Genomic DNA, 23772 nt, shown 5'->3' on the forward strand with positions numbered 1-23772 from the left:
GCGGGCACTCGCCTCGACTCAGGACGTCGTGCGTTGAGGAAGGCGGGAGTGAGGCGGATCTCCTTCTTCGCGTAGTCCGGCGCGAAGGAGGTGTTGAACTGCTGGTACGGAGTCCAATCGGTCGGACCGGCGTTGCCGCCGTCGGCGCACTCGGCCTTCATCGTCGCCAGCACGTCACCCCGGAACTGCGTGGGGATGCGGAACGAACCGGCCGCTCCGGTCGTGCTCGACTGCGCCGGGGCGTCGGGGATGCCCTTGGCGACGAAGGTGTCGCGCAACTCTGTACCGGCCGGGCGGCTGATCTTCCGACGTGAGCCTCTATTCGGGCTTGGGGGAGACCATTATCGGCTCTTCGCAGTTGAGGGTGTAGCGCCGAGAATGTAGGGCTGTTGGACGGTTGGATGTGAGCGTCAGGAGGTGCGAGAGTTGTGGTTCTCGCGGTTGGCGAGGACCTCGGCCATATGCGTCTGCGCCCAGTTTCTTAGCCCGCGCGTCATGTCGTGGAGCGAGCGGCCGAGGTCGGTCAGCTCGTAGGAGACCGTGACAGGGACGGTTGGCGTCACGGTACGGGTGAGCAGACCATCGTGCTCCAGCGATCGTAGCGTTTGGGTCAGCATCTTCTGGCTGACGCCGGCCAGAAGACGAGCGATCTCGGAGTAACGCATCGCCTTCGGAGCGTCTGCGTGTGCTGCACCGGGCTGGCCAGGGCTGTTGTCGCCGCCCAGCGCACACAGGACCAGGACGACCCACTTGTCCGAGATTCGGTCGAGAAGCTGCCGACTGGGGCACCCTGCCAGGAACGCGTTGTACTCCACCTTGGCCTGAGCCCGCTTCTGGGCTGCCTTCATCGTCGTCACTGATCGCACCTCTCACCGATGGGTGGGTTACGCACTCCCAAGTGCCTACTTCCCGACCGGAAGTTTCTCTCCAATGCTGATGCAGGGAGGCAGCAGGCGCCACCCCCAAGTGCACGACGAGAGGCAACACGATGAGCAGAACGTCCCTCCCCCTTCCCGGCGGCATCTGGACTCTGGGTGACCTGACCGTCACCCGGTTCGGCTACGGCGCCATGCAACTGGCCGGCCCGTGGGTCATGGGGCCGCCCGCCGATCGCGATGGTGCCCTGGCCGTTCTGCGTGAAGCGGCCGACGTCGGTATCACCCACATCGACACCAGCGACGCCTACGGGCCGCGCGTCACCAACGAGTTGATCCGCGAGGCACTGCACCCCTATCCCGAGTCGCTGCACATCGTGACCAAGGTGGGCGCGACCCGCGACGAACAGGGTGGCTGGCCTACGGCCCGGCGACCCGAAGATCTGCGCCGCCAGGTCCACGACAACCTCACGTCCCTCCGGCTCGACGCACTCGACCTGGTCAACCTCCGACTCGGCAACGCCGAAGGTCCCCAGCCCGGCTCGCTGGCCGAGGCGTTCGAGACACTCGTCGAACTCCAGCAACAGGGCCTGATCCGCCACCTCGGGGTCAGCAACGCCACCGAGGAGCAGGTCACCGAGGCACAGAGCATCGCGCCGATCGTGTGCGTGCAGAACCTGTACAACCTCGCCCACCGCCGCGACGACAAGCTCATCGACCGGCTCGCCACCGACGGCGTCGCGTACGTGCCCTTCTTCCCTCTCGGGGGCTTTACCCCGCTGCAGTCCTCGGCGCTCTCGGCGGTCGCCGCTCGGCTGCAGGCGACACCGATGTCCGTCGCACTGGCCTGGCTGTTGCAGCGATCACCGAACATGCTGCTCATCCCCGGCACCTCATCGACGGCACACCTGCGCGAGAACATCGCCGGCGCGGGACTCTCCCTCTCACATGAGGACTTGACCGAGCTGGACGACATCGGCCGCTGAATGCCCCAGAGCTGAACGGCCCACAAGCCAGGACCGAAGCCACCGTTCAACTTCCGTCCCCGGTCACCTTCGTGCGACAGGTCCCCGAGGGGGGTCCTACATCAAGCCATCCGGCTTGACGAGCTCGGGCCCGACGTCACCCGTCAGCGACTCGCCCCGGATCGTGCGGTTCTCGCGTGCCGGGTCGTCGAGTCCGATCAGTGGTGCCGCCGCTGCGGTTGCGAAGGCACACCGCGTGACACCGTGACCCGGCGACTGGCGCACGAGCCCCTAGATGATCAATTCCAAGGGATGCCTGCGGAGGGTGTGGGGTGGGCGGCGGCCGAAGCCACCGCGAGACGGTCAGGCGGCGGGCTGCCGACCCTGGTTGTCGAGGTGGCAGCGGGCGGTCAGACGTCAGGGTCGACTTCGGGGTGCGTGAACCGCACGGGCTTGCCCAGCGACCGGGCGTAGGCGATCTCGGCTCGGGTGCTGTCTCCGATGTAGTCGCCGACTACGAGCACCTCATCAGCGAGCCGGATCTTCGCCCGGTGCAGATCGTCGAGTCGAACCTTCAGCGCCTCGGCCTCGACAGGATCGGACCAGAGTTCGTGCGGCGACTTCATGTCACAGCCCGGTTTGACGACAATCTTTCCGGCTTTGGTCTCCCGCAGATCGGCCTCGTTCATCTCGGTCATGAAGCGGGTGGAGCCGCAGATCACGACGATACGGGGGAGGCTCAACAGCTTCTTCGCGTCGGCGAGCTTCTCCTCGGGGGTGAGCAGTTGCGGGTATGACACTGGTTCCTCCTGGTGGTGTGGTCCAAGGGGTGCCTGCGAAGACGAGAACGAGGATGTCCAAGATCGTTTTGTGACGAACGACGCGGACACCCTCGCGACAGCACTCTATGCAACGACCGACGACATGCTGAAGGAGCATCCCGACCTGGCGCCGTGGCGCCCGCCGGTCGGCATTACGCCCCGCCTGAGCGATGCCGAATAGGTCACCCTCGCCACCTCTCCCCTACCTGCCCCAGCAGCCCGGCTACAACAAGCGGCTGTGCAAGGCCGCCGGTCTGATGTGAAGCATCAACCGGATCCTGGCTACGGCCACTCGGTGTGGAGCGACGACGTATGGGTCGTGGACTCCACCCCGGTGGAATGCGGCCGTTTCCGCGAGACGTGCCGGTTGAACGGGCTTGGGGGCCACCTGGGCCACGACGGCCGATCAAGCGGAGGCATCGGTATGCCGCGATCGACAACAGGCCGGTTCCACGAGGCGTCCCGGTGTCGTGATCGACTCACGGCTGCCCTCCCGGTGGACGGCGCCGCAGGGCGGGTGCAGGGGGTGGCTCGAAGCAAGGTGCTTGGGTCGTGGCGAGCCGTACTGGCGCGAGATCAGCACGAGCCTCGATCCCGGTACGGCACTTCGTCCTGCACGCCCCGCAATTGGGGCGTGATGTCGACGCCGGTCCACGACGAGGCCGCATGGCCCGCACAGCGGGCCACCCGGCGGAGGTCAGGCGGCATGGGACAGCACCACTGGGCCGGCGGGTACCACGGCGCGGGCCGTGGTCGCGTGCACGGGACGGACGGTGCGGACGGTGGCCGCGACCTGTGAGCGGCTCCGCGCGAAGACGACGAGGCGCAGCAGGGCGAACCGCGCGACACCGGCGAGTGCGGAGGCGGAGAGGTAGACGACCTGCTCGAGCATCACTCCAGGTGTCGCCACCAGCCGCTGCAGGACAAGCATCGCCGCGGAGGTCACCGCATACGCGGCCGCCGCGGAGCCGGCCGACTGCGCATGCTGGCGCCCGGTCGCGCGCCCGCCCGCGCCAAAGGTGAAGCGGGAATGCAGCTCGGTGGCGAGGAGCGTGGAAGCCGCGGTGATCAGAGCGTTGGCCAGGCCCCAGTAGATCCAGGATGCGAGGGCCGCCACCGCGAGGCTGGAGGCGATCCCCACTCCGCCGCCCAAGAGTGCGAAGCGGGCGAAGGCGGTGACGGTGCCGGGTGTCGCCCGCTGCTTACTCTGCTCTGTCTCCATAGACCGACGCCTTTGATCGCTCACTCTTGCGTGCCATGACCGTCTGATGGCCTTCATGGCCTTCACTAAAGCCATCCGGCAGGCGGTCCCTGATGCAGGAACTGACGGTTAGTCAGCCTGTTGCGGGGTGAGCCGCACGCGGATGCCCAGCGTCGCGTCCCCACCTCGGCGCAGTCGGCTGTTGAGGATCATGAGTCGGCCGATGATGCCGTACTTGCGGGCGATGAGTGAGCGGTAGCGGGCGCTGGTCGCCGCGTCGGTGATCTCGGCGGTGGCGGGGACAGGGTCGCCCGTGGGGTTGCCGCGCAGGTCGCAGGGGCCGACGAGGATGTCGCCACGGGCCCGGATCCGCTTGACCTTCCAGGAGTCGGCCTGGGTCTGCACACCGAGCGCGTCTCCGTCGCGTACCACCCACACCGGGGTGGCGACCGGGGTGCCGTTCTTGCGGTAGCTGGTGACCAGCATGTACTTACCGGCGCTGAGTTGCTCCAGCAGCGCGTCGTCCATGATGCGTTGGTGCTCCTTGCGATGGCGTTCGAGATCGGTGGTCTCCGGGGTGGCGTACCGCATGGGGGTGCCTTCCTCCGGGATGGTTCAGCTCAGCGGGACGTCGAGGATGGCCTTGCGGTGGCTGAAGGTCTCGATGGAGTAGCGGCCGTGGTAGTTGCCCATGCCGCTCTCGCCGACGCCGCCGAAGGGGAGCGTCTGCACGGCGAGGTGGCGCATCGGCAGGCCGAAGTTGAGGCCGCCCGAGGACGTCTCGGTGGCGAGGCGGCGCTTGGTGGTGTCGTTCTCGGTGAAGGCGTACAGCGCGAGGGGCTTGTCGCGGTCGTTGATGAAGGCGATGGCCTCGTCCAGGTCCGCGACGGGAAGGATCGGGAGGATGGGGCCGAAGATCTCCTCCTGCATCACGGGCTCGTCGGGGCGTACGTCGGCCAGCACGGTCGGCGCTATGTACCTGTCCGCGCGGTCGGTCTGCCCGCCGGTGACCGTGCGGCCGGAGCCCAGCAGCGCGGACAGCCGGTCGAAGTGCCGCTCGTTGATGATGCGTCCGTAGGCGTCGGAGGTCTGAGGGTTGTCGCCGAAGAGCGCCTTCGTCGCGACGACCAGGGCGGCCTGCAGTTCGGTCGCGGTGCCGGGGTCGGTCAGGACGTAGTCGGGGGCGACGCAGGTCTGTCCGGCGTTGGCGAACTTCGTCTGCGCCAGGCGCTGGGCGACCGTGGCGATGTCGGCGTCCCGGTCCACGAACACCGGTGACTTGCCGCCCAGTTCGAGGACGACGGGGGTGAGGTTCTTCGCGGCGGCGGTCATCACGATGCGGCCGACCGTGCCGTTGCCGGTGTAGAAGATGTGGTCGAAGCGCTGCTCCAGCAGCACGGTGGTCTCCGGCGCGCCGCCCTCGACGACCGCGATCGCATCGGTGTCGAGATACGCGGGCAGCAGCTGGGCCAGCAGCGCCGAGGTACGGGCGGCGTATTCGGCGGGCTTGATGACGACCGCGTTCCCGGCTGCGAGCGCGCCCGCGACGGGCACGAGCAGCAGGTTGACCGGGTAGTTCCAGGCCGAGATGACCAGGGCGACACCCAAGGGGTCGAGCTGGGTGCGGGCGGTGCTGCCGGGGAGTCCGGGCACCGTCACGGGGGCGGGCTGCGGGGCGGTCCACTCCTCCAGGTGCTCCAGGTAGTCGTCGATCTCGGCGATCGTGAGGCCGATCTCCATGGCGTCGGCCTCGGCGCGGTTCTTGCGCAGGTCGGCGTGGAGGGCGTCGGCTATCGCCGCGCGGTTGTCGGTGAGCAGGTCGCGCAGGCGGGTCAGCTGCTGCCGGCGCCAGGCCAGGGGCTTGGTGTGACCGGTACGGAAGGTGGCGCGCAGCCGGTTCACCAGCGCGGTGGCCTCGGTGGCGGTGAAGGCGTCGTCGTGGGTGAAGGCTGCCTTGGCGTCAGTCACAGTCATGTCCTCTTCGGATCGGAGGGATAGCCGGACGGGAGAGATAGCCGGTCGGCACCCGGGGGAGAGAGTCGCAGCCGTGGCGATGGTGCTCGGTCAGGCGGAGACGGCCGTGCGGGCGGGCGTGGTCTCGCCCTCGCCCGACGAAGCGGGCGTGGACTCGCCGTCGTCCGAGGAAGCGGGCGTGCTCTCGCCGTCGTCCGACGGGGCAGGCGTCGCGGTGGCGGGTGAGGAGGACCTGCGGCGCATCGCCAGGCCGACCATGGCCACGCCGATGACCAGCACGAATGCCATTCCGGCGAGGGCGAAGCTCAGGGTGTACTGGCTCTCGGCGGGCAGCGCGGGGACCCCGGTGGGGAGGTTGTCGAGCGTCTTGGAGGCGAGCAGCGAGGTGACGACCGCGCTGCCGATCGCGCTGCCGGTGGAGCGGGAGATGGAGTTGATGCCGTTGGCGATGCCGGTCTGGTGGTGGGGAACGCCGGCCACGATCAGGGCGGGCATCGCGGCGTAGCCGAAGCTGATGGCGACGCCGACGACCATGCCGGCCAGGATCACCGACGCCGTGGTGTCGTGGGCGAGGGTCAGCCAGGCGAACCCGATGACGCCGAAGACGGCACCGACCGCGAGGGTGAGACGCGCGCCGATGCGGCGCACCAGCACGCCTCCGAACTGGGCGGCCACCAGCGAGACGAGGGCGGAGGGCAGCAGGTAGACGACGGAGGCGCGCAGGACGGAGGCGCCGAAGCCGTAGCCGGCGATCTCGGAAGGCGTCTGGACGAGGTAGGAGACGCCGATGAACTGCGCGAACATGGCGAATCCGACGAGCAGTCCGGCGATGTTGGTGAACAGCACCGGCCGGTGGACGAACATCTTCATGTCGACCAGGGGGTCGCGGACCCTGCGCTCGACGAAGACCCACAGGACCGTCGTGACGGCGGCGGCCGCGAACAGGGCGAGCGTGCGGGCCGAGGTCCAGCCCCAGGTGTGACCCTGCGAGATGGGCAGCAGGATCAGGACGAGCAGCAGGGCGAGACCGGTGGCGCCGAGCCAGTCGGTGCGCCCGCCCGTGCGGGTGCGCGGCGCGGGGACGGCGACCGCGACCGCGATCAGGGCGGCGACGGCGAGCGCGGCGGCCAGCCAGAAGACCAGGTGGTAGTCGGGGTCGGCACCCGTGGTCAGCAGGCCGGCGCTCACCAGGGCGAGGCCGCTGCCGAACCCGAGCGTCCCGCTGACCAGGGCCATGGCACCGGGCAGCCGCGCGGGTGCGACCTCCTGGCGCAGCACGGACAGCGCGAGCGGGAAGATCGCGGTGGCGGCGCCCTGCATCACACGGGCCACGATGAGCCACAGCATCGAACTCGTGGTCGCGGCGAGCACGGATCCAGCGACCATCACCACCAGCACGCCGAGCAGGGTCGGCTTCGTGCCGCGCTGGTCGCCGAGGCGGCCCAGCAGCGGCGTGAAGACGGCGGCGGACAGCAGCGTGGCGGTGGTGACCCAGCTGACCTGGGCGGTGGTGGCGCCGAGGTCGTTCTGGATGATGCCGAGGATCGGGATGACCAGGGTCTGCATCATCGACACGACCATGGCGGCGAGGCCCAGCACCAGGACGAGGCTGAGGCTGCCGGTGCGGCGCTCCGGAGCGGCGGCAGGGGAGGACTTCACGGTCTTCTTTCCGGTGGAGGTGGCCCGAAGGTGGGACGCATCGATGGTCAAGGCGGGAAACCATTGAGGTACTCGATGCTTGAGGACATCAAACAATAGGAGATGGTGGATGTCAAAGTTTGAGATACTCAAGCTTTTCGCGGTACCCTCGACGCATGCCGTCCATCCCGTCCAAAGCGCAGCTCATGGAGCTGCTCGCCCATTCGGTCAGCACGCACTACGCCGACTTCACGAGCGCCGCCGCCGACATGGGCCTCACCTCCAGCCAGGCGAAGACCCTCACGGTGCTGCGCCGTGCGCCCGCCTCGATGCGCTCGCTCGCGATCACCCTCGCCTGCGACGCGTCGAACATGACCGGGATCATCGACCGGCTCGAAAAGCGCGACCTGGTCCACCGTGAGGTCAGCCCCACCGACCGTCGCGTGAAGAACGTCGCCCTCACCGAGACGGGCCAGAAGGCGATCGACACGATCCGCGAGCGGATGGAACAGACGCAGACCGGCCTGGACAACCTGTCCGACGAGGAGCGTGCCGAGCTCTTCCGCCTGCTGACGGTCGTCTTCCCGCGCTGATGCGCGCAAGGTGCTGTTCTGTCGAACAAGTGAGCGGCGACTGGGGCTTTCCTGAGCCGAGAGTCTCATCGCCGAGCGCCAGGGCCGGAGCCCGTATGTCCTGGCGGGCGCAGTCGTGCAGCAGCTCTACCCAAGGTTCGCCCGATTCGCGATAGCCGTCCCTGAGGGCGACCAGCTCCACTTCCCGCGGGAGGTTGAGGTGGATGTTGGCAGCCCAGCGCGCGGTCGACCTCCGCCGAACGCGGCGTGGCTGGCCTGCCGTTGTTGAATGTGAGCGGGGTGACCGTGTATGGCGGCAGTCCGGCCGAACTGCTTCATGTGGGAGCGATGGGGGTGTCGACTGGCTGGTGTCGGTCGACTTCACCATTATCGGCGCCCGCCAGTACGCCGCCGAGGCGCGAGTGGGGCCTGGCGGCCCAGCCCTCGGACGTTCCCGAAGCTGTCTGACCAGCAAGATTCATCCCGCCTGCGACGCCTTCGGTCGCGTCGCGAGGGCGCGGAAGGTGCTCCTGTGTCGGTAGGGGAGGGGTGAGGGGCCTGTAAATCGGGTTGACCGAGTGGCGCGAGCGCGCGGGGGGAGCTGTCGGGCGGTAGAACGACCGGTCTTTCTTTCGGATGGCAAGTGCGATAGCAATCAGCGGCCGACGTCGCCTTTCGAGTCCCCCGTCCTCAACAAGGCCGGTCAATGCACACGGGGCCTCAACTCACCTCGCCCGTTCACGAAGACACGATCGGCCCTCCGCACTTCCCGGCAAGGGCATCTACCTGACCACCAGCACCCCGCCCCGCACAGCCCGGCGCTGCCGTCTCCGTAAGCCCCCGCAGGAGCCGAACGACAACACCTTGTTCCTGCGGCAGTGGGTGCGCTCACCGGCCCGCATGGGGGGCCATCGCGCCCAGCTCGCGGCACCTGGCCGAGGCGGTCTGCGCCCCGGTGCCCGTCGCGGCACCGAACACGGCTCCGGACTCGGCGTCCACCGCTGGGTCGTGGAAGGTGCCATCGCACTACTGCACTGGTTCCGCCGCCTACGTATCCGCTGGGAGATCCGCGACGACATCCACCGCGCCTTCATCACACTCGGTTGTGCCGTCATCTGCTGGCGGCGGCTGAGGATCCCGCTCTGATTCCAGGCCAACGTAAGGTGGCATCCCGTGTCGCGAACTCGCCCCGAGCGCAAGGAGGCGGAATGCTCGCTAGCTCGTCGGTGCTGGCGGCCGGAAGACGTCATTCTGTCGGACGGCGCTGGGACGGAACCGTTCTCGCGGCAGGCAATACCGCAGCCGCAGAATGTCATGTCGAGCGATGGGAAGACGTCGTCGCGGTGGCAGTCGGCAACGTCCATACCGCGACGAACACAAGCAGGTCTCATACGGTGGGACTCCGGTCAGACGGCACGGTGCTGGCAACGGGGTGGAATTGCGATGGGCAATGTGATGTCACCGGATGGCGAGGCGTCACGGCCGTGGCCGCAGGCTGGCGCCACACGCTCGGGCTACTCGCCAGTGGCCGGGTGCTGGCAGCTGGCCGCAGTTCAGAAGGACAGTGCGACGTGCAGTCCTGGCGCGAGATGGTCGTCCTCTCGTGTGGTGACTGGCACTCGGTCGGCGTCCGGTCGGACGGTTCTGCACTGGCCGCGGGGAACAACCGACGACGGCAGTGCGCCGTTGAAGGGTGGCGTGACCTAGTTGCCATTTCGGCCGGTTATCTCCATACCGTCGGCCTCAGAGCCGACGGGCGTGCAGTAGCGACCGGAGACCGGGCAACCGGGGCGTGCGAGGTCGATGAGTGGGAAGACGTCGTGGCGCTCGGCGCGGGCAGCTACCACACCGTCGGGGTCACTGCGTCCGGACGGGTCCTCGCGGCGGGAGACAACAGCTTCGGGCAGTGCGAAGTCGGGGATTGGCACGACATTGTCGCTGTGGCGGCCGGTTCAACACACACCCTTGGCCTGCATGCCAACGGCACAGTCGTGACCGCAGGCAACAATGCCGACAGACAGTGCGAAGTCGATGACTGGTCCGGAGTCCAGCTTCCATAAGCCCCGGCGCCGCGCCAACGCGAACTGACACGCTGTCATTCTCTAACCCAGAGACCTCATTCTGATTCCAGTCCTTACCACGTCCACCGTGTGACCGGCCTTCACTGCCTTGTCGTAGAAATGGACGAGTTCACCCAGCTACAGGCCGGTCCGGTGCTCGCTCGCCCGGTAGGTGCCCTGATGGGTCACCACCGCCAGATTCTTCTTCCGTCTCACTTCTCCCACGCCTCCGTGCCGGTCAAATACAGCGCTCGTCCGGACCTGAGCGCAGTGGAACGTGGCGTTCGGCACTCCTGTCGCAGCGGCCAACACCATCGTCCGTGTCTGCCTGCTGCTGGCCACCGCCATCACGCTCGGGGACGGCCTGCAGCAATTGGCGCGGGGAGGCCCGGCGGAATCGGACGACCCGCACCGCTTCATGGCAGACGTCTACATCGGCTGGGCTCCCCTGTTCTTCTGGGCGGCGGTAACGACAACGACCAGGTGGTACCGCGCCCACGCCGGCAGACGTACCTCGCCGACCTCTTGCACCTCACCGAAACCGAAGGAGAGAACGTGAGTTCGACCAGAATCCGCCCCGCCCTCGTCGTCCTGGGCACGGCGGCGCTGCTGACCACGTCCGTCGCTGTGCCGCAGGCCTCAGGGGCCGGCCGTACCTCCACGGCGCCTACCGCGCTTACCTGGTACGACGCCACGGCCGAGACCATCGCGGCGGCCGGTGCGTCGGCTCAGGTCACCAACAGCCGAACTTGGGCCGTCAGTTGGCTCGCCGCCGCCCGCGCCACCCGGACCGTGCCTGCGGGCGTCCAGCGCGGCGCGTACCAGGACGCGGCGCTCGCCGCGGCTGTGCACCGCGCGCTGGTCAAGCTTGCCCCGAGCCGTACGGAGCAGCTCGACGCGAAGTTCAAGGAGACCCTCGACGCGATCCCCGACGGCGCGGCGGAGGATCGCGGCGTCGCAGCGGGGGAGCGGCAGGCGGACCTCGTCGTCGCGTCGCGGGAGGGTGACGGCCTCGACCCCGCCTCGGTCAACGCGCCGTATCCCGTGCCGCCCGCGGCCCCGGGTGTCTGGCAGCCGACACCCCCCGCCCACGCCCCGGCGACGCAGTACGGCAACCGGCTTGCCAAGCCCTTCCTGCTGAAGTCGCAGAGCCAGTTCCGGCTCGGCCCGCCGCCCGCCCTGGACTCCCGGCGCTATGCCGCCGACCTCGCGGAGGTACGGACGTACGGCGCCGCGGACAGCACCGCACGCACCGCGCACCAGACCGAGACAGCCACCTTCTGGCTGGGCTCCTCCCTCACTCTCTACACCGAGCCGCTGCGCGTGGCCCTCACCCGCACGAACCAGGGGATCGCCGGACAGGCACGGCTGGTCGCACTCTTTCACGTGGCCCTGGTGGACACGCAGATCGCCACCTCCGACAGCAAGTACGCCTACGAACGCTGGCGTCCCGTCACCGCGATCCGCACCGGAACGATCGACCCGGACCAGGACTGGACGCCGCTGCACACCACCCCCGCGCACCCGGACTACCCCAGCGGGCACAACACTTACTCGGGCGCCGCGGAGGCCGTTCTGTCGGCGCTCGTCGGGCCGCGCACCGCGCCCTTCGACCTGACCAGCCCCACCGCGCCCGGGGTGACCCGGACCTACACGACCTGGAAGCAGCTCTCGAACGAGAACGTCGACGCCCGGGTCTTCTCCGGCATCCACACGCGGTCGGCCGACAAGGCGGGGATCACGCTCGGCACGGACGTGGCACGGTACGTCCTGCGGAACGCAGGACCGCTGCTCGCCGCACGCTGACCCTCAGGGCCCTCACGGGCGTCGCGGCGCCTCTTCCGGTGCGTCGGCGCAACGTTGAACCGCGGCCGCGCCGAGGGTCCGCTGTCGTGCGGGGCCTCGGCGCGGCGGCCAGGCGATTGTTCGTCACTCGGGCGTTTCACGCAGCTTGGGAAGCAGCTGGTCGCCGATGCGAACGATCTCCCGCTTGTACGGGGTGTCGGACAGAACGAAGTGTGTGATGCCGAGCTTGCGGTACTTCGCCAGGGCGTCGGCCACGTCGTCGGCGGAACCGACCAGCCAGGTGGTCGCGGCTCCGCCGCCGCCGAACCTGCCCGGGGTGGTGTACAGGCAGGTGTCCAGCACCTCGCCCCGTTCGGCGAGTTCGAGGAGCCGCCGTTGTCCGACGGCCGTCCCACGGTTTCCCGTCCAGGTGGCGCCCTCGCCCGCGTCGGCCGCCATCTTCGCGACCCTCTGTTCGGCCGCGCGCCAGGCCTCCTCGGTGGTGTCGCGCACCACCGTCGTGATGCGCAGCCCGAACTGGAGGGGCTTGTGCCGCCGGTCCACCCGTCGGCTCAGCGTCTTGAGCCGGTCGATGCGTTCGGCGAGCCCGTCCAGCGGCTCGCCCCAGAAGAGCTGGACGTCGGCCTCGGCCGCCGACACCCGTTCGGCCGCCTCGGAGGCCCCGCCGAAGTAGAGCGTCGGATGCTCCCGCTCGCCGGTCGCGTACGGGCGGGGTGCGACCGTGGAGGCGGTCACCTGGAAGTGCTCGCCGCGGAAGGTGACGTCCTCCTCGGTCCACAGCCGCCGTACCAGATGCAGGAACTCCTGCGTGCGGGCGTAACGCCGCGCGGGATCGATGTTCGTGTCGCCATACGCGGCAGGGTTGTCCAGTCCGCTGACAATATTGACCAGGACGCGTCCACGGCTGAGTTGGTCGAGCGTCGCGGCCGCGCCTGCGAAGTTGGCCGGGTGCCAGTAGCCGGGGCGGACCGCGACCAACGGCTTGAAGGTCGTGGTCCGGGCCGCCAGCGCCGTGGCGACGGTGAAGGTGTCCGGGCGTCCCCAACCGGTGCCCAGCAGGGCGCCGCCCCAGCCGTGCTCCTCCGCGGCACGGGCGAGATCTGTCGAGTACTCGATCGATCCCCAGCCGGCGGTGGTGTCGTCGCCGCGATGGCCGGGCTCGACGGTGTTGGGGACGTACCAGAGAAATTCCGGGCTCATCGTGCTTTCCGATCGCTGCGTGGCCGCAACCGGCAACTCACCCAGCGAGGCCGGCCGGTTCAGGGGGAGTGATGCGTCAGAGGGCGGACGGGTCGGCCCGTGCCCGTCACCGCGGTCGCGGACATGGGCGAGTTGGGCCGACCGCACGTCAGGGCTCTGCCCTTGTACCGGACGAAGTCCTGGGGGGAGCGCTGGATCGTGGGAGTCCTTGCGTGGCGGTGCGAGGCGGACGGTCGAATCAACAGCGCGCGCTGGACACGCGCTTGAGGTCGACAAAGCGCTCACTGGTCACGAGCGGCACCTCATACATGTGATCGAGTCTCAGCGTGATCCATCCGAAAGTCAATGAACTCCCTGCCACGCCCACTTCGCGGCACAAGGTTGCAATGGGGCCGCAATACGACGCTGTTGACGAACGCTGTGAGCCGCGTTGGTGAAAGCCGCACGGAAGGTGTTCGATCGAGACGGCTACCTCGACACCCGTCTGTCCGACATCACCAAAGAAGCCCTATGCGGTACTCGAGGTGAGCAATCGCGCGTACCTCGAGGCATACAAGCGGAACGCGAAGCTGATGGGCCTGGAACTCATCTCCACGGTCACCCGGCCCTGGGGAACGCCCTCCGCTTCCCTGACGACCACTGATCCGGCGGCTGGACCGCCTCCCTCACAGCACCCGGCACCGCTCGACCCCTCGGCTGGGGCAGGTCCGGTAGTTCTTCTGCGCGCGGCGCCTCGCATCCCACTATTGAACCTGACGTCGGATTCAACTATACAGTTCGGCAGAGCACGGCCCCACGATCTCGGGGCCGTGCCCCGGCCTCGCACGCCCCGCCACCGAGAGGGTTCGCTGTGGACGTTGCACAAAGAGTCGCCGTCGTCACCGGTGGTGGCGCAGGCATCGGCAGCGCGCTGGTAGCACGGCTCGCTCGCGCGGGCGCCAGGGTCGTCGTCGCGGACCTCGATGCGGACGGTGCGCGTGCGGTGGCGGAGGCGGTCAACGCCGACCATCCGGGAAGCACCGTCAGCGTCGGCGCGGACGTGGCGGACACCGAGCAGATCCAGCAGGTGGTCGGCCTGGCGGAGAGCGCCTTCGGCCCGGTCGACCTCTACTTCGCGAACGCGGGCATCGCCGGGGCGCCCGGCCTCGACGCGAGCGAGCAGGACTGGGACCGCTCGATCGACGTCAACGTACGAGCCCACATCCGTGCGGCAAGGCTGCTGGTACCACGGTGGCTCGAGCGCGGTGAGGGCTACTTCGTCAGCACGGCCTCGGCGGCCGGACTGCTCACCCAGATCGGCTCCGCCACGTACGCCGTCACCAAGCACGCGGCCGTCGCCTTCGCCGAATGGCTCAGCGTCACCTACGGCGATCGCGGGATCCGTGTCAGCTGTCTGTGCCCGATGGGGGTGAACACCAAGCTGCTGCTCTCCGGGGAGGACTCCGGGGACGCGCTGGGACAAGCCGCGACGCGGGCCGTCACCTCCGCCGGTGACGTCCTGGAGCCGGCCGAAGTCGCCGACGCCGTCCTGGCCGCCCTCGAGGACGAACGCTTCCTCGTCCTGCCACACGAAGACGTACTGGAGACGTACCGGAACAAGGGCTCGGACTACGACCGGTGGCTGCGCGGAATGCGTCGGTACCAGAGCTCCCTGCTGGCGCAGGCATGACCGGCGCGCCGGGCGAGCTCGTCCTCGCCGACCACCGGGGGCCGGTGCTGGTGCTCACGTTCAACCGGCCCGCCAAGCCGAACGCCTGGACCGACGAACTCGAGGACCGCTATTTCGCGCTGCTCGACGCCGCCGAGGACGACCCGGACGTACGCGCCGTCGTGGTCACCGGCGCGGGACGCGGATTCTGCGCCGGAGCCGACCTGCAACTGCTGCAGGGGGCCGGCGAGGTCTCTGCGGCGGACCGGGCACGGCGCCGTCCGCGGGACGTTCCGCGGACCCTGCGCAAGCCACTGATCGCAGCGATCAACGGGGTGGCCACAGGCCTGGGCACGGTGGAGGCGCTCTACTGCGACATCCGCTTCGGCTCGCCCTCGGCCCGGTTCACCACGGCATTCGCGCAACGCGGGCTGATCGCCGAGTACGGGATCTCCTGGCTGTTGCCCCGGCTGGTGGGGCACAGCCGGGCGGCGGACCTGTTGCTGTCGAGTCGCATGGTGGATGCCCAGGAGGCCTTGCGCGTCGGACTCCTCGACCACCTGGTCCCCGCCGGCAGCGTCGTGGATGCCGCTGTCGCGTACGCCGCCGATCTGGCCGGGCGCTGCTCCCCGGCGTCCATGGCCACCATCAAGAGCCGACTGAGCAACGACGCGGACGGCACCTACGCCGATTCCGTGACCCTGGCGGAAGGCCTCATGCTCCAGGCCTTCCGCGGGTCCGACGTCGTCGAAGGCGTGGCCAGTCACCTGGACAAGCGCCCGCCCAACTTTCCCTCCCTACCCGTCAGGAGTTCGGATGTCCCTGTTTGAGATGTCGGATCGCGCCAAGAAGTACCGGGCGGATCTGCTCGAGTTCATGGATTCACGCATCTACCCCGCCGAGGCGGTGTACCACGAGCAGATGCACGCGTCGGGTGACCCGCACTTCCACCCGCCGATTCTCGAGGAGCTCAAGGCGGAGGCGCGCAGGCGTGGACTGTGGAACCTGTTCCACCCGCACCCGGACTGGGGCCCCGGTCTGACCAACCTGGAGTACGCGCCGCTGGCGGAGATCATGGGCCGCAGCCACATCGCCTCCGAGGCGTGCAACTGCAACGCGCCCGACACCGGCAACATGGAGGTGCTCACGCTGTTCGGCAGCGACGAGCACAAGGAGAAGTACCTCAAGCCCCTGCTCGACGGAACGATGGCCTCGGCCTTCGCGATGACCGAGCCGCGTGTCGCGAGCTCCGACGCCACCAACATCGAGTTGCGGATGGAGCGCGACGGCGACGAGTACGTGCTCAACGGCCGCAAGTGGTTCGCCTCGAACGCGATGCACAAGAACTGCAAGGTGCTCATCGTGATGGGCAAGACGGACCCCACGGCGGCCCCACATCGCCAGCAGTCGATGATGGTCGTCCCGATCGACGCCCCCGGGGTCACAGTGGTCCGGAACCTCCCGGTGTTCGGGTACGCGGATCGAGAGGGCCATGCGGAGATCATCTTCGAGAACGTCCGGGTGCCGGCCAAGGACGTGCTCAAGGGCGAGGGTGAGGGTTTCGCGATCAGCCAGGCCCGGCTCGGGCCCGGTCGTATCCACCACTGCATGCGTGCCATCGGCGCGGCCGAACGGGCGCTGGAACTGATGTGCCGGCGCGCACAGTCACGAGTGACCTTCGGCAGTCCGGTGGCCGAACGGTCCAACATCCAGGACTGGATCGCGGAAGCGCGTATCGACATCGAGATGATCCGCCTGCTCACGCTCAAGGCCGCGTATCTGATGGACACGGTCGGGAACAAGGAAGCGCGCACCGAGATCGCGGCCATCAAGGTGGCCGCCCCCAACATCGCGTTGAAGATCGTCGACCGCGCGATCCAGGTGCATGGGGGAGCGGGAGTGACCGACGACTTCCCCTTGGCGATGATGTACGCGGGTCTGCGGACGTTGCGGCTGGCGGACGGTCCCGACGAGGTTCACAAGCGGGCCATCGCCAAGCAGGAGCTGCGGCAGTACCGCGACGCGGCGACGGCGGCGGTGAGCTGAGATGACAGGACTCGACCTCACCGGTCGTACCGCCGTCGTGACCGGGGCTTCGCGCGGCATCGGGCTGGCGATCGCCCAGGCCGTCGCCGCGGCCGGCGCAAACGTCGTCCTCACCTCCCGGTCCCAGGAGGCGGCGGATGCCGCCGCTGCCCAGGTCAAGGGCACAGCGGTCGGCGTCGGCGCGCATGCGGTCGACGAGGAGGCCGCCCAGCGCTGTGTGGATCTGACGCTGGAGCGCTTCGGCAGCCTGGACATCCTCGTCAACAACGCGGGGACCAACCCTGCCTTCGGGCCGGTCATCGACCAGGATCACGGGCGGTTCGCGAAGACCTTCGACGTGAACCTGTGGGCGCCCGTCCTGTGGACGGGACTGGCCACGAGGGCCTGGTTGGGCGAGCACGGCGGGGCGGTCGTCAACACCGCGTCGGTGGGCGGCATGGCCTCCGAGGCGAACATCGGGTTGTACAACGCCTCGAAGGCCGCACTGATCCATCTCACCAGGCAACTGGCCCTGGAGCTCTCACCGAAGGTCCGCGTCAACGCGGTGGCACCGGGTGTGGTGCGCACCAAGCTGGCCGAGGCTCTGTGGAAGGAGCACGAGCAGGCGGTGTCCGCCTCGGTGGCGCTTGGCCGCATAGGGGAGCCTGCCGACATCGCCTCCGCGGTCGCTTTCCTCGTTTCGGACGCCGCGAGTTGGATCACCGGCGAGACCATGGTGATCGACGGGGGGCAACTGCTCGGCGACGCGCTTCCGTTCAGGCATGGAGCCGGCATCAGTGTCTAGCACGGACATCGTCGGAATCGACGCCGGGGCGGTGGGCCGCTGGTTCGCAACCCTCGGCGTCGACTTCGCCGGGCCCTTGGCCTTCGAGCGGATCGGGCTGGGCCAGTCGAATCTGACGTATCTCGTACAGGACCAGGACGGCCGCAGATGGGTGCTGCGCCGCCCACCTCTCGGTCGCCTGCTGGCGTCGGCGCACGACGTGGCCCGCGAGGCGCGGATTCTGGGGGCCCTGGAGAGCACCGCCGTCCCGACCCCGCGGGTGCTCGGGCTGACCGATGATCCGGTCGTGGCCGATGTCCCGCTGATGCTCATGGAGTTCGTGGCCGGCGAGGTCGTCGACAGCATGTCGATCGCGCGGTCGTTGACGCCCGAGCGTCGCCGGGCGATCGGGATGTCGTTGCCGCGGACGCTGGCGAAGATCCACGCGGTCGATCTCGAGGCGACCGGGCTGACCGGTCTGGCCGGCCACAAGCCGTATGCGCAGCGTCAGCTCAAGCGGTGGTCGGCCCAGTGGGAGAGGTCCAGGACGCGCGAGCTGCCCGCTCTGGAGGACCTCACCGGGCGCCTCGTCGCGGCCGTGCCCGAGCAGCGCGAACTGACGCTCGTGCACGGCGACTTCCATGTGCGCAACGTCATCACCTCCTACGACAGCGGGGAGGTGACCGCCGTGCTCGACTGGGAACTGTCGACACTGGGGGACCCGTTGGCGGACATGGGCACTCGGCAGAGTCGGGACGCGACCTGACGGCGCTGGGCTACTGGCACGCGATGGGATTGTGGAAGGTCGCGATCATCGCGGAGGGCGTCCTGCGCCGCGCGATGGACGAACCGCGGAACAAAGCCGCGTCCGGAACCCCGACCGCAGATCGGATCGACGCACTGGTGGCGAAGGCCCACGAAGTCGCGGACACGGCAGGTATGTGAACCGATCGCCTGCCCACAGGACTTCGGCACTCACGCACAGTGCAAAGAGAGCGGTGATGAGTCAAGCAGGCATCGGATCGACGGCGTGTACGCCGATCGGGAAGGCCTGCCGCGGGTGCGTTCGACCACACCCAGGCACAAGAGCCGACGGCGCGCCTGATCACGTGTGCCGCGCGGCGTGCGGGGCTCGACAGCGGCGAGGTCGCGAACGTGATGCTCGGGTGCGCCGCGCAACAGGCGCACGGGACACCTCGGGGGGAGCTCAGCTGGACCTGGGCGGCATGCGGGCCGGGGAATCCTCCATCGGGTCCGGCAGGGCTGCGCACGGCACATTCCCGTAGCGGCTCCTCCTCAGGGGCCACCGTGCCAGCCGTAATCCCTCATGTCCGCCACGCCGCGCCACGCGGCGGACAAGGCAGTGTCCTGCGCCGGGATTCAATAGGCTTGCATGGTCAGCAGGTCAACGTGCATTCGGGAGCGCCGAGCCACCGCCGCGGACGCCGTCATGCCGGTCACCGGCCGCGGTCAGGACCCGCGGTAGAGCATCGGTGACCGAGTACACGGTCATGTCCAGCGGTGGAGAAGCGGATGACGGAGCTCAGCGAAGGCCACGGTGATCCGTTCACGCTGCACCTCGCCGCCTTGGCGGTGCTCGACGACCGAGGAGTCGTCGTCGGATGGAACCGGCGGGCTCAGGAACTGCTCGGCCATCCGGACACAGCCGTGATCGGTCGTACGGCGTTCGAGGTCCTGGTCGATCCCCGTGATCTGCCGGCTGTCACCGAGGCCGCGGTGAACTGCAGGAGAACCGGCGGCTGGTTCGGCGTGCTCACCTTGCGGCACCGCGACGAGCGGCTTGTGGAGCTGGGGCTCAAGGCCCAGGAGGTCTCACGCGACGGCCGGGTTCGCGAGTGGGTCATTGCGGGGGCACCCGCCGTGGACGTCCTGGAATGGCAAAGAGACCGCGCTGTTCTCGACGGGCTGTACCGCCAGTGCCCGATCGGCTTGGTCGTCCACGGCCTCGACCTGAGGATTCTCCGGGTGAACCGGGCCATCGAACGGTTCAGCGGCGTCCCGGCAGCAGACTTTCAGGGGCTGCCCACCGGCCGGATGCTCCTCCCCGACGACGCGCGCAAGGCCGTGGACCGCGTACGCCAGGTGATGGAGACCGGAAGACCCCTGGTGTACTCCGAGCAGTACGCGCGCCTGGAGCGGGATCCGGCACGCGAGCGAGTCGTGTTGGTGTCCTCCTTCCGGATGGAGGACCCCTCCGGCCGCATCCTGGGCGTGGCCGAGATGATCGAGGACATCACTGAACGCCATCGGGCCCAGCATCGGCTTGCGCTCCTCGACCAGGTAGGCAGCCGCATCGGAACCACCCTCGACGTTGCCGAGACCGCCCGGGAACTCGCCGAGGTGATGGTGCCCCACCTCGCCGACCATGCGTCGGTGGACCTGCTTCAGCCGGTGACGCGCGGTGAGGAACCGACGCGCGCCCTGGCAGGGCCCGTGGTCCGACTGGGGACATGCAGCGTCGGTGCCCAGCAACCCGGCCCGCCCCACCCCCATGGCGAGCCCGTGGAGTTCGGGCCCGACACACCGCAGGCCGCATGCCTGGCCGAGGGACGACCCGTCCTGGAGCCGGTGCTCCCGCCCGACTGGTTCTCCACGGAAGGCCGTCAGGGTGCCCACCCTCCGGACATGGGCGCCCACTCAATGATCGTGGTGCCTCTTGCCGCGCGTGGCCTGGTGCTCGGCGTCATGACCTTGTGGCGTTCGCGCCGCCCCGATGCCTTCGAGGCGGACGATCTCACCCTCGCTCAGGAACTCGCCTCGCGCGCCGCCGTCGCCATCGACAACGCGCGGCGCTACACCCAGCAGCAGCAGACCGCGTTCACCTTGCAGAGCAGCCTTCTGCCCCGGGCGGTTCCGGACCAATCGGCTGTCGAGGTAGCCCTGCGGTACCTGCCGGCCAGCGCGGCCCCCGGCCTGGGCGGCGACTGGTTCGACGTCATTCCCCTGTCCGGCGCCCGGGTTGCCCTCGTCGTCGGCGACGTGGTGGGACGCGGCATCCACGCTGCCGCCACCATGGGCCGGATGCGCACCGCCGTCCATACGCTCGCCAGCCTCGACCTGGAACCGGACGAGGTCCATTCCCGTCTTGACGACCTGGTCAATCTGCTGGCGGCCGAACAGGAAGCAGTCGGCGAACGGCCGGTGGGAGAGCAGGTCGTCGGCGCCACATGCCTGTACGCCGTGTACGACCCGGTCTCCGGACGATGCTCCGTGGCCCGCGCCGGTCATCCGCCGCCGGCGGTGAGCGCTCAAGACGGACAGGTGGCTCTGCTTGACCTGCCCGCCGGCCCACCGCTCGGCCTGGGCGGCCTGCCCTTCGAGACCCAGGACGTCGAACTGGCCGAGGGAAGTCTGCTGTGCCTGTACACCAACGGAATCATCGGCGAACGCCACATCGATGTCGATGTCGGCCTGAAGAAGCTGTGCGCAGCGCTCACCCGCCCTGCGGGCACGCTGGAACGGACATGCCAGGCGGTGGTTGACGCGCTCGTGCCCTCACGCCCCAGCGACGACGTCGTATTGCTGATCGCCCGCACCCGCATGCTGCCACCGGACGATGTCGCCTCCTGGCGCCTGCCGCCAGAGCCTGCCAGCGCCGCCCGCGCCAGAGCATTGACCTCGGCCAAGCTGACCGAGTGGGGTCTGGAGCACTTGGCTTTCACCACCGAGTTGATCGCCAGTGAACTGGTCACGAATGTCTACCGCTACGCCGGCGGTCCTGCGACCCTACGGCTGATCCGTGAACGGTGTCTGGTGTGCGAGGTCAGCGACACCAGCCACACCTCACCACACCTGCGCCGCGCCCGTACGACCGACGAGGGCGGGCGCGGCCTGTTCCTGGTGGCCCAGATGGCCGAGCGCTGGGGTACCCGCTACACCCGTGAGGGCAAGACCGTGTGGACCGAACAACCGCTGACCGGCACACCCGTCTGACCGTCTCAGGGCGCGGCCGGCGCGGGAGGGGCCCCTTGGAGGCGGCCCGTCCACGCTGCCGTGGTCATTCGGCCGCGGCGAGCAGCCGTGCCTCGCTCTCCTCGTACAGGCGCCGGTGCTCGCGGCTGTCGGCGGCACGGCGCCGGTGGTCCAGCCGGCTGCCCAGCCAGCCCGCCAGGTAGCCGAACGGGATGGAGACCAGTCCGGTGGACTGCATGGGGAAGAGGTCGAAGTCGGCGTCCGGGAAGACGGCCGACGGCGTGCCCGAAACGGCCTTGGAGAAGATCATGAGCAGCAACGCGCAGGCCGCGCCGCCGTAGAGGGTGGCGAGCAGGCCGGTGCGCGTGAACCCTCGCCAGAACAGGGAGTAGGTGAGCGCGGGTGCCACCGCCGATGCTCCGATGCAGATGGCCAGCGTGGTCAACACGCCGACGTCCCAGTTCTGCACCATGGTGGCGAGCGCGATGGAAACGGTTCCCACGACCACGCTCGTCCACGCCGCCACAGTCATCTCGGTACGAGGCTCGGCCTGTCCTCGTCGCATCGCGTGGGCGAACAGGTCGTGGGCGAGTGACGAGGCCGCGGCCAGGGTCATCCCCGCGACCGACGACAGCAGGGTGATGAACACCATGCCCGCCACGGCCGAGTAGAGGATCGTCGCGCCCGCGGAGTCGGGGGTCCCGCCGAGCACCTGCGACAGCATGAGCACCGACGTTCTGCCGTGCGGGTCAGCCGCGGTGATGTTCCGCGATCCCACCAGGGCCGCCGCCCCCGTACCCATGATGATCACGAGCAGGCAGAACGTGGTGACCGTGCCGACCGCCCACGACATGGAGCGGCGCACAGCAGGGACGTCCTGCGCGGAGTACAGACGCATCGTGATGTGGGGCAGGCAGGCCACACCGAGGACCACGGTGATCTGGAGGCCGACGAAGTCCAGCAGGCCGACGGTCGAGGTGCCCAACTGAAGGCCCTGCTGGAGGAAGGCGGGGCCCGCGCCGCTGCCGTGCTGGGCGGCCTTGAGGATGTCGCCGGGGCTCCAGTCGAAGCGGTTGAGTACGAGAGCGGCGATGACGACGCTGGTGCCGAGCAGGATCACGATCTTGATCATCTGAATGAGCGCGGTGCCCCTCATACCGCCGATCGCCGCATAGATGATCATCAGAGTGCCGACGATGACGATGCACGCCGTCCTGGCGCCCGCCGCATGCGGGATGTCCAGGATGAACGTGAGCAGCGACCCGGCTCCGGAGAGCTGGACGACCAGGAAGGGCACGGTCGCCGAAAGCGTCACCACGCAGGCCGCGATCCGCACGGCCCGGCCGGGCATGTTGCGGGCCAGGACGTCGCCCATGGTGAACTTGCCGGCGTTGCGCAGGGGTTCGGCCAGCAGGAACATCAGCAGCACCAGGGACAGGGCGGTGCTGACCGCGAGGACATAGCCGTCGTACCCGGCGAGCGCGATGATGCCGGTGGTGCTCAGTACCGTGGCCGCTGAGATGTAGTCGCCCGCGATCGCCAGGCCGTTCTTGAGCGGGGTGAGCGACAGGTAGCCGGTGTAGAAGTTCGTCAGGTCGTCGCGGTCCGGTCCCGCCATGACGCACATCATCAGCGTGACGGTGACCAGTGTGGTGAACAGAACCAGGACGATGGCCTGCGTCCCGGAGCTGAAGTCGTTCATCTCGCCGCCCCCGCGTTCCGGCCGGTGGGGACCGACCGCTCCCTGACCGCGCGGGCCAGCGGATCCACCGAGCGTTGTGCGCTGCGTCCGTACCAGAAGACCGCCGCGAAAGTGACGACGAGTTGGAGGACGCCCAAGGCCATGCCCAGACTCAGCTCTCCGGTGATCCTGGATCCCATCAGGCCGGGTGCGTAGCAGGACAGCACGACATACACCACGAAAGAGCCGAGCGCGGTGAGCGTGGAGACCCGGCGGAGCAGGCGGTAGGCCGAGCGGAGGGCGGCGAGGCCGGTGTCGTGCCGATGAGTCTCCTGCGCGTCGGGCGCGTGCCAAGGGGCTTGCCGCCCGTACGACTCGTATCCCGGGGCGTCGTGCCCGTACGCCTCCGGCCACGGGCTCTGCCCGTACGTCTCGTGTCGAGAGGGGGTCCCATAGGGCTCGGGGTGCGGCAGCGGCCATCCCGTAGGGGCGGATGGTGGGTACCGGTTCTCGTCGGCGTATGTCATCGCCTGGCCTTCCACTACGGCTCGGATCCGCGGGGTGAACGAGGAAGAATGGTTCAGGCGGC

Annotated in this window: 20 protein-coding genes and 4 pseudogenes; 14 read left to right on the forward strand and 10 right to left on the reverse strand. The window is 68.8% G+C overall.

Annotated elements, in window-relative coordinates:
- Positions 1 to 35 precede the first annotated feature (35 nt).
- Both EJ357_RS46105 and EJ357_RS46110 read right to left on the reverse strand, forming a co-directional pair.
- Positions 36 to 278: pseudogene (locus tag EJ357_RS46105) on the reverse strand (cellulase family glycosylhydrolase); the annotation flags it as partial.
- A 132-nt stretch (positions 279 to 410) separates the two neighbouring features.
- Positions 411 to 848 (reverse strand): winged helix-turn-helix transcriptional regulator, encoded by a 438-nt coding sequence (locus tag EJ357_RS46110; protein WP_407698539.1) that lies wholly within the window; start codon positions 846 to 848, stop codon positions 411 to 413.
- Between the two features lie 140 nt (positions 849 to 988).
- Between EJ357_RS46110 and EJ357_RS46115 the strand changes: the two genes are divergently transcribed.
- Both EJ357_RS46115 and EJ357_RS46120 read left to right on the forward strand, forming a co-directional pair.
- A complete protein-coding gene (locus EJ357_RS46115; protein WP_126398640.1) occupies positions 989 to 1861 on the forward strand; it encodes an aldo/keto reductase family oxidoreductase in 873 nt (290 codons plus the stop codon).
- A gap of 108 nt (positions 1862 to 1969) precedes the next feature.
- Positions 1970 to 2131, forward strand: a pseudogene (locus tag EJ357_RS46120) (ISL3 family transposase); the annotation flags it as partial.
- A gap of 119 nt (positions 2132 to 2250) precedes the next feature.
- Here the strand turns inward: EJ357_RS46120 and EJ357_RS46125 are convergent.
- Positions 2251 to 2640 (reverse strand): hypothetical protein, encoded by a 390-nt coding sequence (locus EJ357_RS46125; protein ID WP_126398642.1) that lies wholly within the window; start codon positions 2638 to 2640, stop codon positions 2251 to 2253.
- A 70-nt stretch (positions 2641 to 2710) separates the two neighbouring features.
- Between EJ357_RS46125 and EJ357_RS51025 the strand changes: the two are divergent.
- Positions 2711 to 3046 (forward strand): annotated as a pseudogene (locus EJ357_RS51025) (IS982 family transposase); the annotation flags it as partial.
- Positions 3047 to 3358: 312 nt separating this feature from the next.
- Here the strand turns inward: EJ357_RS51025 and EJ357_RS46135 are convergent.
- From EJ357_RS46135 to EJ357_RS46150, 4 genes are all read right to left on the reverse strand, one after another.
- Positions 3359 to 3883 (reverse strand): hypothetical protein, encoded by a 525-nt coding sequence (locus EJ357_RS46135; RefSeq protein ID WP_126398644.1) that lies wholly within the window; start codon positions 3881 to 3883, stop codon positions 3359 to 3361.
- A 108-nt stretch (positions 3884 to 3991) separates the two neighbouring features.
- Positions 3992 to 4390 carry a PPOX class F420-dependent oxidoreductase gene (locus EJ357_RS46140; protein ID WP_126400929.1) on the reverse strand — a complete coding sequence of 133 codons (399 nt, stop codon included), beginning with the start codon at positions 4388 to 4390 and terminating at the stop codon, positions 3992 to 3994.
- 87 nt (positions 4391 to 4477) lie between these two features.
- A complete protein-coding gene (locus EJ357_RS46145) occupies positions 4478 to 5836 on the reverse strand; it encodes an aldehyde dehydrogenase family protein (protein ID WP_126398646.1) in 1359 nt (452 codons plus the stop codon).
- A gap of 90 nt (positions 5837 to 5926) precedes the next feature.
- Positions 5927 to 7495 carry an MFS transporter gene (locus EJ357_RS46150; RefSeq protein ID WP_228473245.1) on the reverse strand — a complete coding sequence of 523 codons (1569 nt, stop codon included), beginning with the start codon at positions 7493 to 7495 and terminating at the stop codon, positions 5927 to 5929.
- A 155-nt stretch (positions 7496 to 7650) separates the two neighbouring features.
- On the opposite strand from EJ357_RS46150, the gene EJ357_RS46155 reads away from it, so the two are divergent.
- The 4 genes and pseudogenes from EJ357_RS46155 (at position 7651) to EJ357_RS46170 (ending at position 11912) form a co-directional block, all read left to right on the forward strand.
- Positions 7651 to 8067, forward strand: a complete 417-nt coding sequence (locus EJ357_RS46155) for a MarR family winged helix-turn-helix transcriptional regulator (RefSeq protein ID WP_228472821.1) — start codon at positions 7651 to 7653, stop codon at positions 8065 to 8067.
- A 936-nt stretch (positions 8068 to 9003) separates the two neighbouring features.
- Positions 9004 to 9192, forward strand: a pseudogene (locus EJ357_RS46160) (IS5/IS1182 family transposase); the annotation flags it as partial.
- Positions 9193 to 9254: 62 nt separating this feature from the next.
- Positions 9255 to 10106 carry an RCC1 domain-containing protein gene (locus EJ357_RS46165; RefSeq protein WP_126398648.1) on the forward strand — a complete coding sequence of 284 codons (852 nt, stop codon included), beginning with the start codon at positions 9255 to 9257 and terminating at the stop codon, positions 10104 to 10106.
- Between the two features lie 555 nt (positions 10107 to 10661).
- A complete protein-coding gene (locus tag EJ357_RS46170; protein ID WP_126398650.1) occupies positions 10662 to 11912 on the forward strand; it encodes a vanadium-dependent haloperoxidase in 1251 nt (416 codons plus the stop codon).
- A gap of 123 nt (positions 11913 to 12035) precedes the next feature.
- Here the strand turns inward: EJ357_RS46170 and EJ357_RS46175 are convergent, their stop codons facing one another.
- Positions 12036 to 13112, reverse strand: coding sequence for an LLM class flavin-dependent oxidoreductase (locus EJ357_RS46175; RefSeq protein WP_126398652.1), 1077 nt, complete (start codon positions 13110 to 13112; stop codon positions 12036 to 12038).
- 850 nt (positions 13113 to 13962) lie between these two features.
- Between EJ357_RS46175 and EJ357_RS46180 the strand changes: the two genes are divergently transcribed.
- The 7 genes from EJ357_RS46180 (at position 13963) to EJ357_RS46205 (ending at position 21523) form a co-directional block, all read left to right on the forward strand.
- On the forward strand, positions 13963 to 14781 hold the full coding sequence (locus EJ357_RS46180; protein WP_126398654.1) for an SDR family oxidoreductase: 819 nt from the start codon (positions 13963 to 13965) through the stop codon (positions 14779 to 14781).
- On the forward strand, positions 14778 to 15590 hold the full coding sequence (locus EJ357_RS46185) for an enoyl-CoA hydratase-related protein (RefSeq protein WP_126398656.1): 813 nt from the start codon (positions 14778 to 14780) through the stop codon (positions 15588 to 15590). Before EJ357_RS46180 ends, EJ357_RS46185 begins: the two co-directional genes overlap by 4 nt.
- Positions 15577 to 16806: an acyl-CoA dehydrogenase family protein gene (locus EJ357_RS46190; RefSeq protein ID WP_126398658.1), complete on the forward strand. Its 1230-nt coding sequence runs from the start codon at positions 15577 to 15579 to the stop codon at positions 16804 to 16806. Before EJ357_RS46185 ends, EJ357_RS46190 begins: the two co-directional genes overlap by 14 nt.
- Position 16807: 1 nt before the next feature.
- A complete protein-coding gene (locus EJ357_RS46195; protein ID WP_126398660.1) occupies positions 16808 to 17590 on the forward strand; it encodes an SDR family oxidoreductase in 783 nt (260 codons plus the stop codon).
- Positions 17583 to 18335 (forward strand): phosphotransferase family protein, encoded by a 753-nt coding sequence (locus tag EJ357_RS46200; RefSeq protein ID WP_228472822.1) that lies wholly within the window; start codon positions 17583 to 17585, stop codon positions 18333 to 18335. Before EJ357_RS46195 ends, EJ357_RS46200 begins: the two co-directional genes overlap by 8 nt.
- 23 nt (positions 18336 to 18358) lie before the next feature.
- Positions 18359 to 18514: a hypothetical protein gene (locus EJ357_RS49960; protein ID WP_228472823.1), complete on the forward strand. Its 156-nt coding sequence runs from the start codon at positions 18359 to 18361 to the stop codon at positions 18512 to 18514.
- A 588-nt stretch (positions 18515 to 19102) separates the two neighbouring features.
- On the forward strand, positions 19103 to 21523 hold the full coding sequence (locus EJ357_RS46205; protein ID WP_175647775.1) for a SpoIIE family protein phosphatase: 2421 nt from the start codon (positions 19103 to 19105) through the stop codon (positions 21521 to 21523).
- Between the two features lie 64 nt (positions 21524 to 21587).
- Here EJ357_RS46205 and EJ357_RS46210 read toward each other — a convergent pair whose 3' ends face one another.
- Positions 21588 to 23204, reverse strand: coding sequence for a sodium/solute symporter (locus tag EJ357_RS46210; RefSeq protein ID WP_126398664.1), 1617 nt, complete (start codon positions 23202 to 23204; stop codon positions 21588 to 21590).
- Positions 23201 to 23710, reverse strand: coding sequence for a DUF485 domain-containing protein (locus EJ357_RS46215; RefSeq protein ID WP_126398666.1), 510 nt, complete (start codon positions 23708 to 23710; stop codon positions 23201 to 23203). Before EJ357_RS46215 ends, EJ357_RS46210 begins: the two co-directional genes overlap by 4 nt.
- Positions 23711 to 23772 lie beyond the last annotated feature (62 nt).

The organism is Streptomyces cyaneochromogenes, assembly GCF_003963535.1.
GTDB lineage: Bacteria > Actinomycetota > Actinomycetes > Streptomycetales > Streptomycetaceae > Streptomyces > Streptomyces shaanxiensis.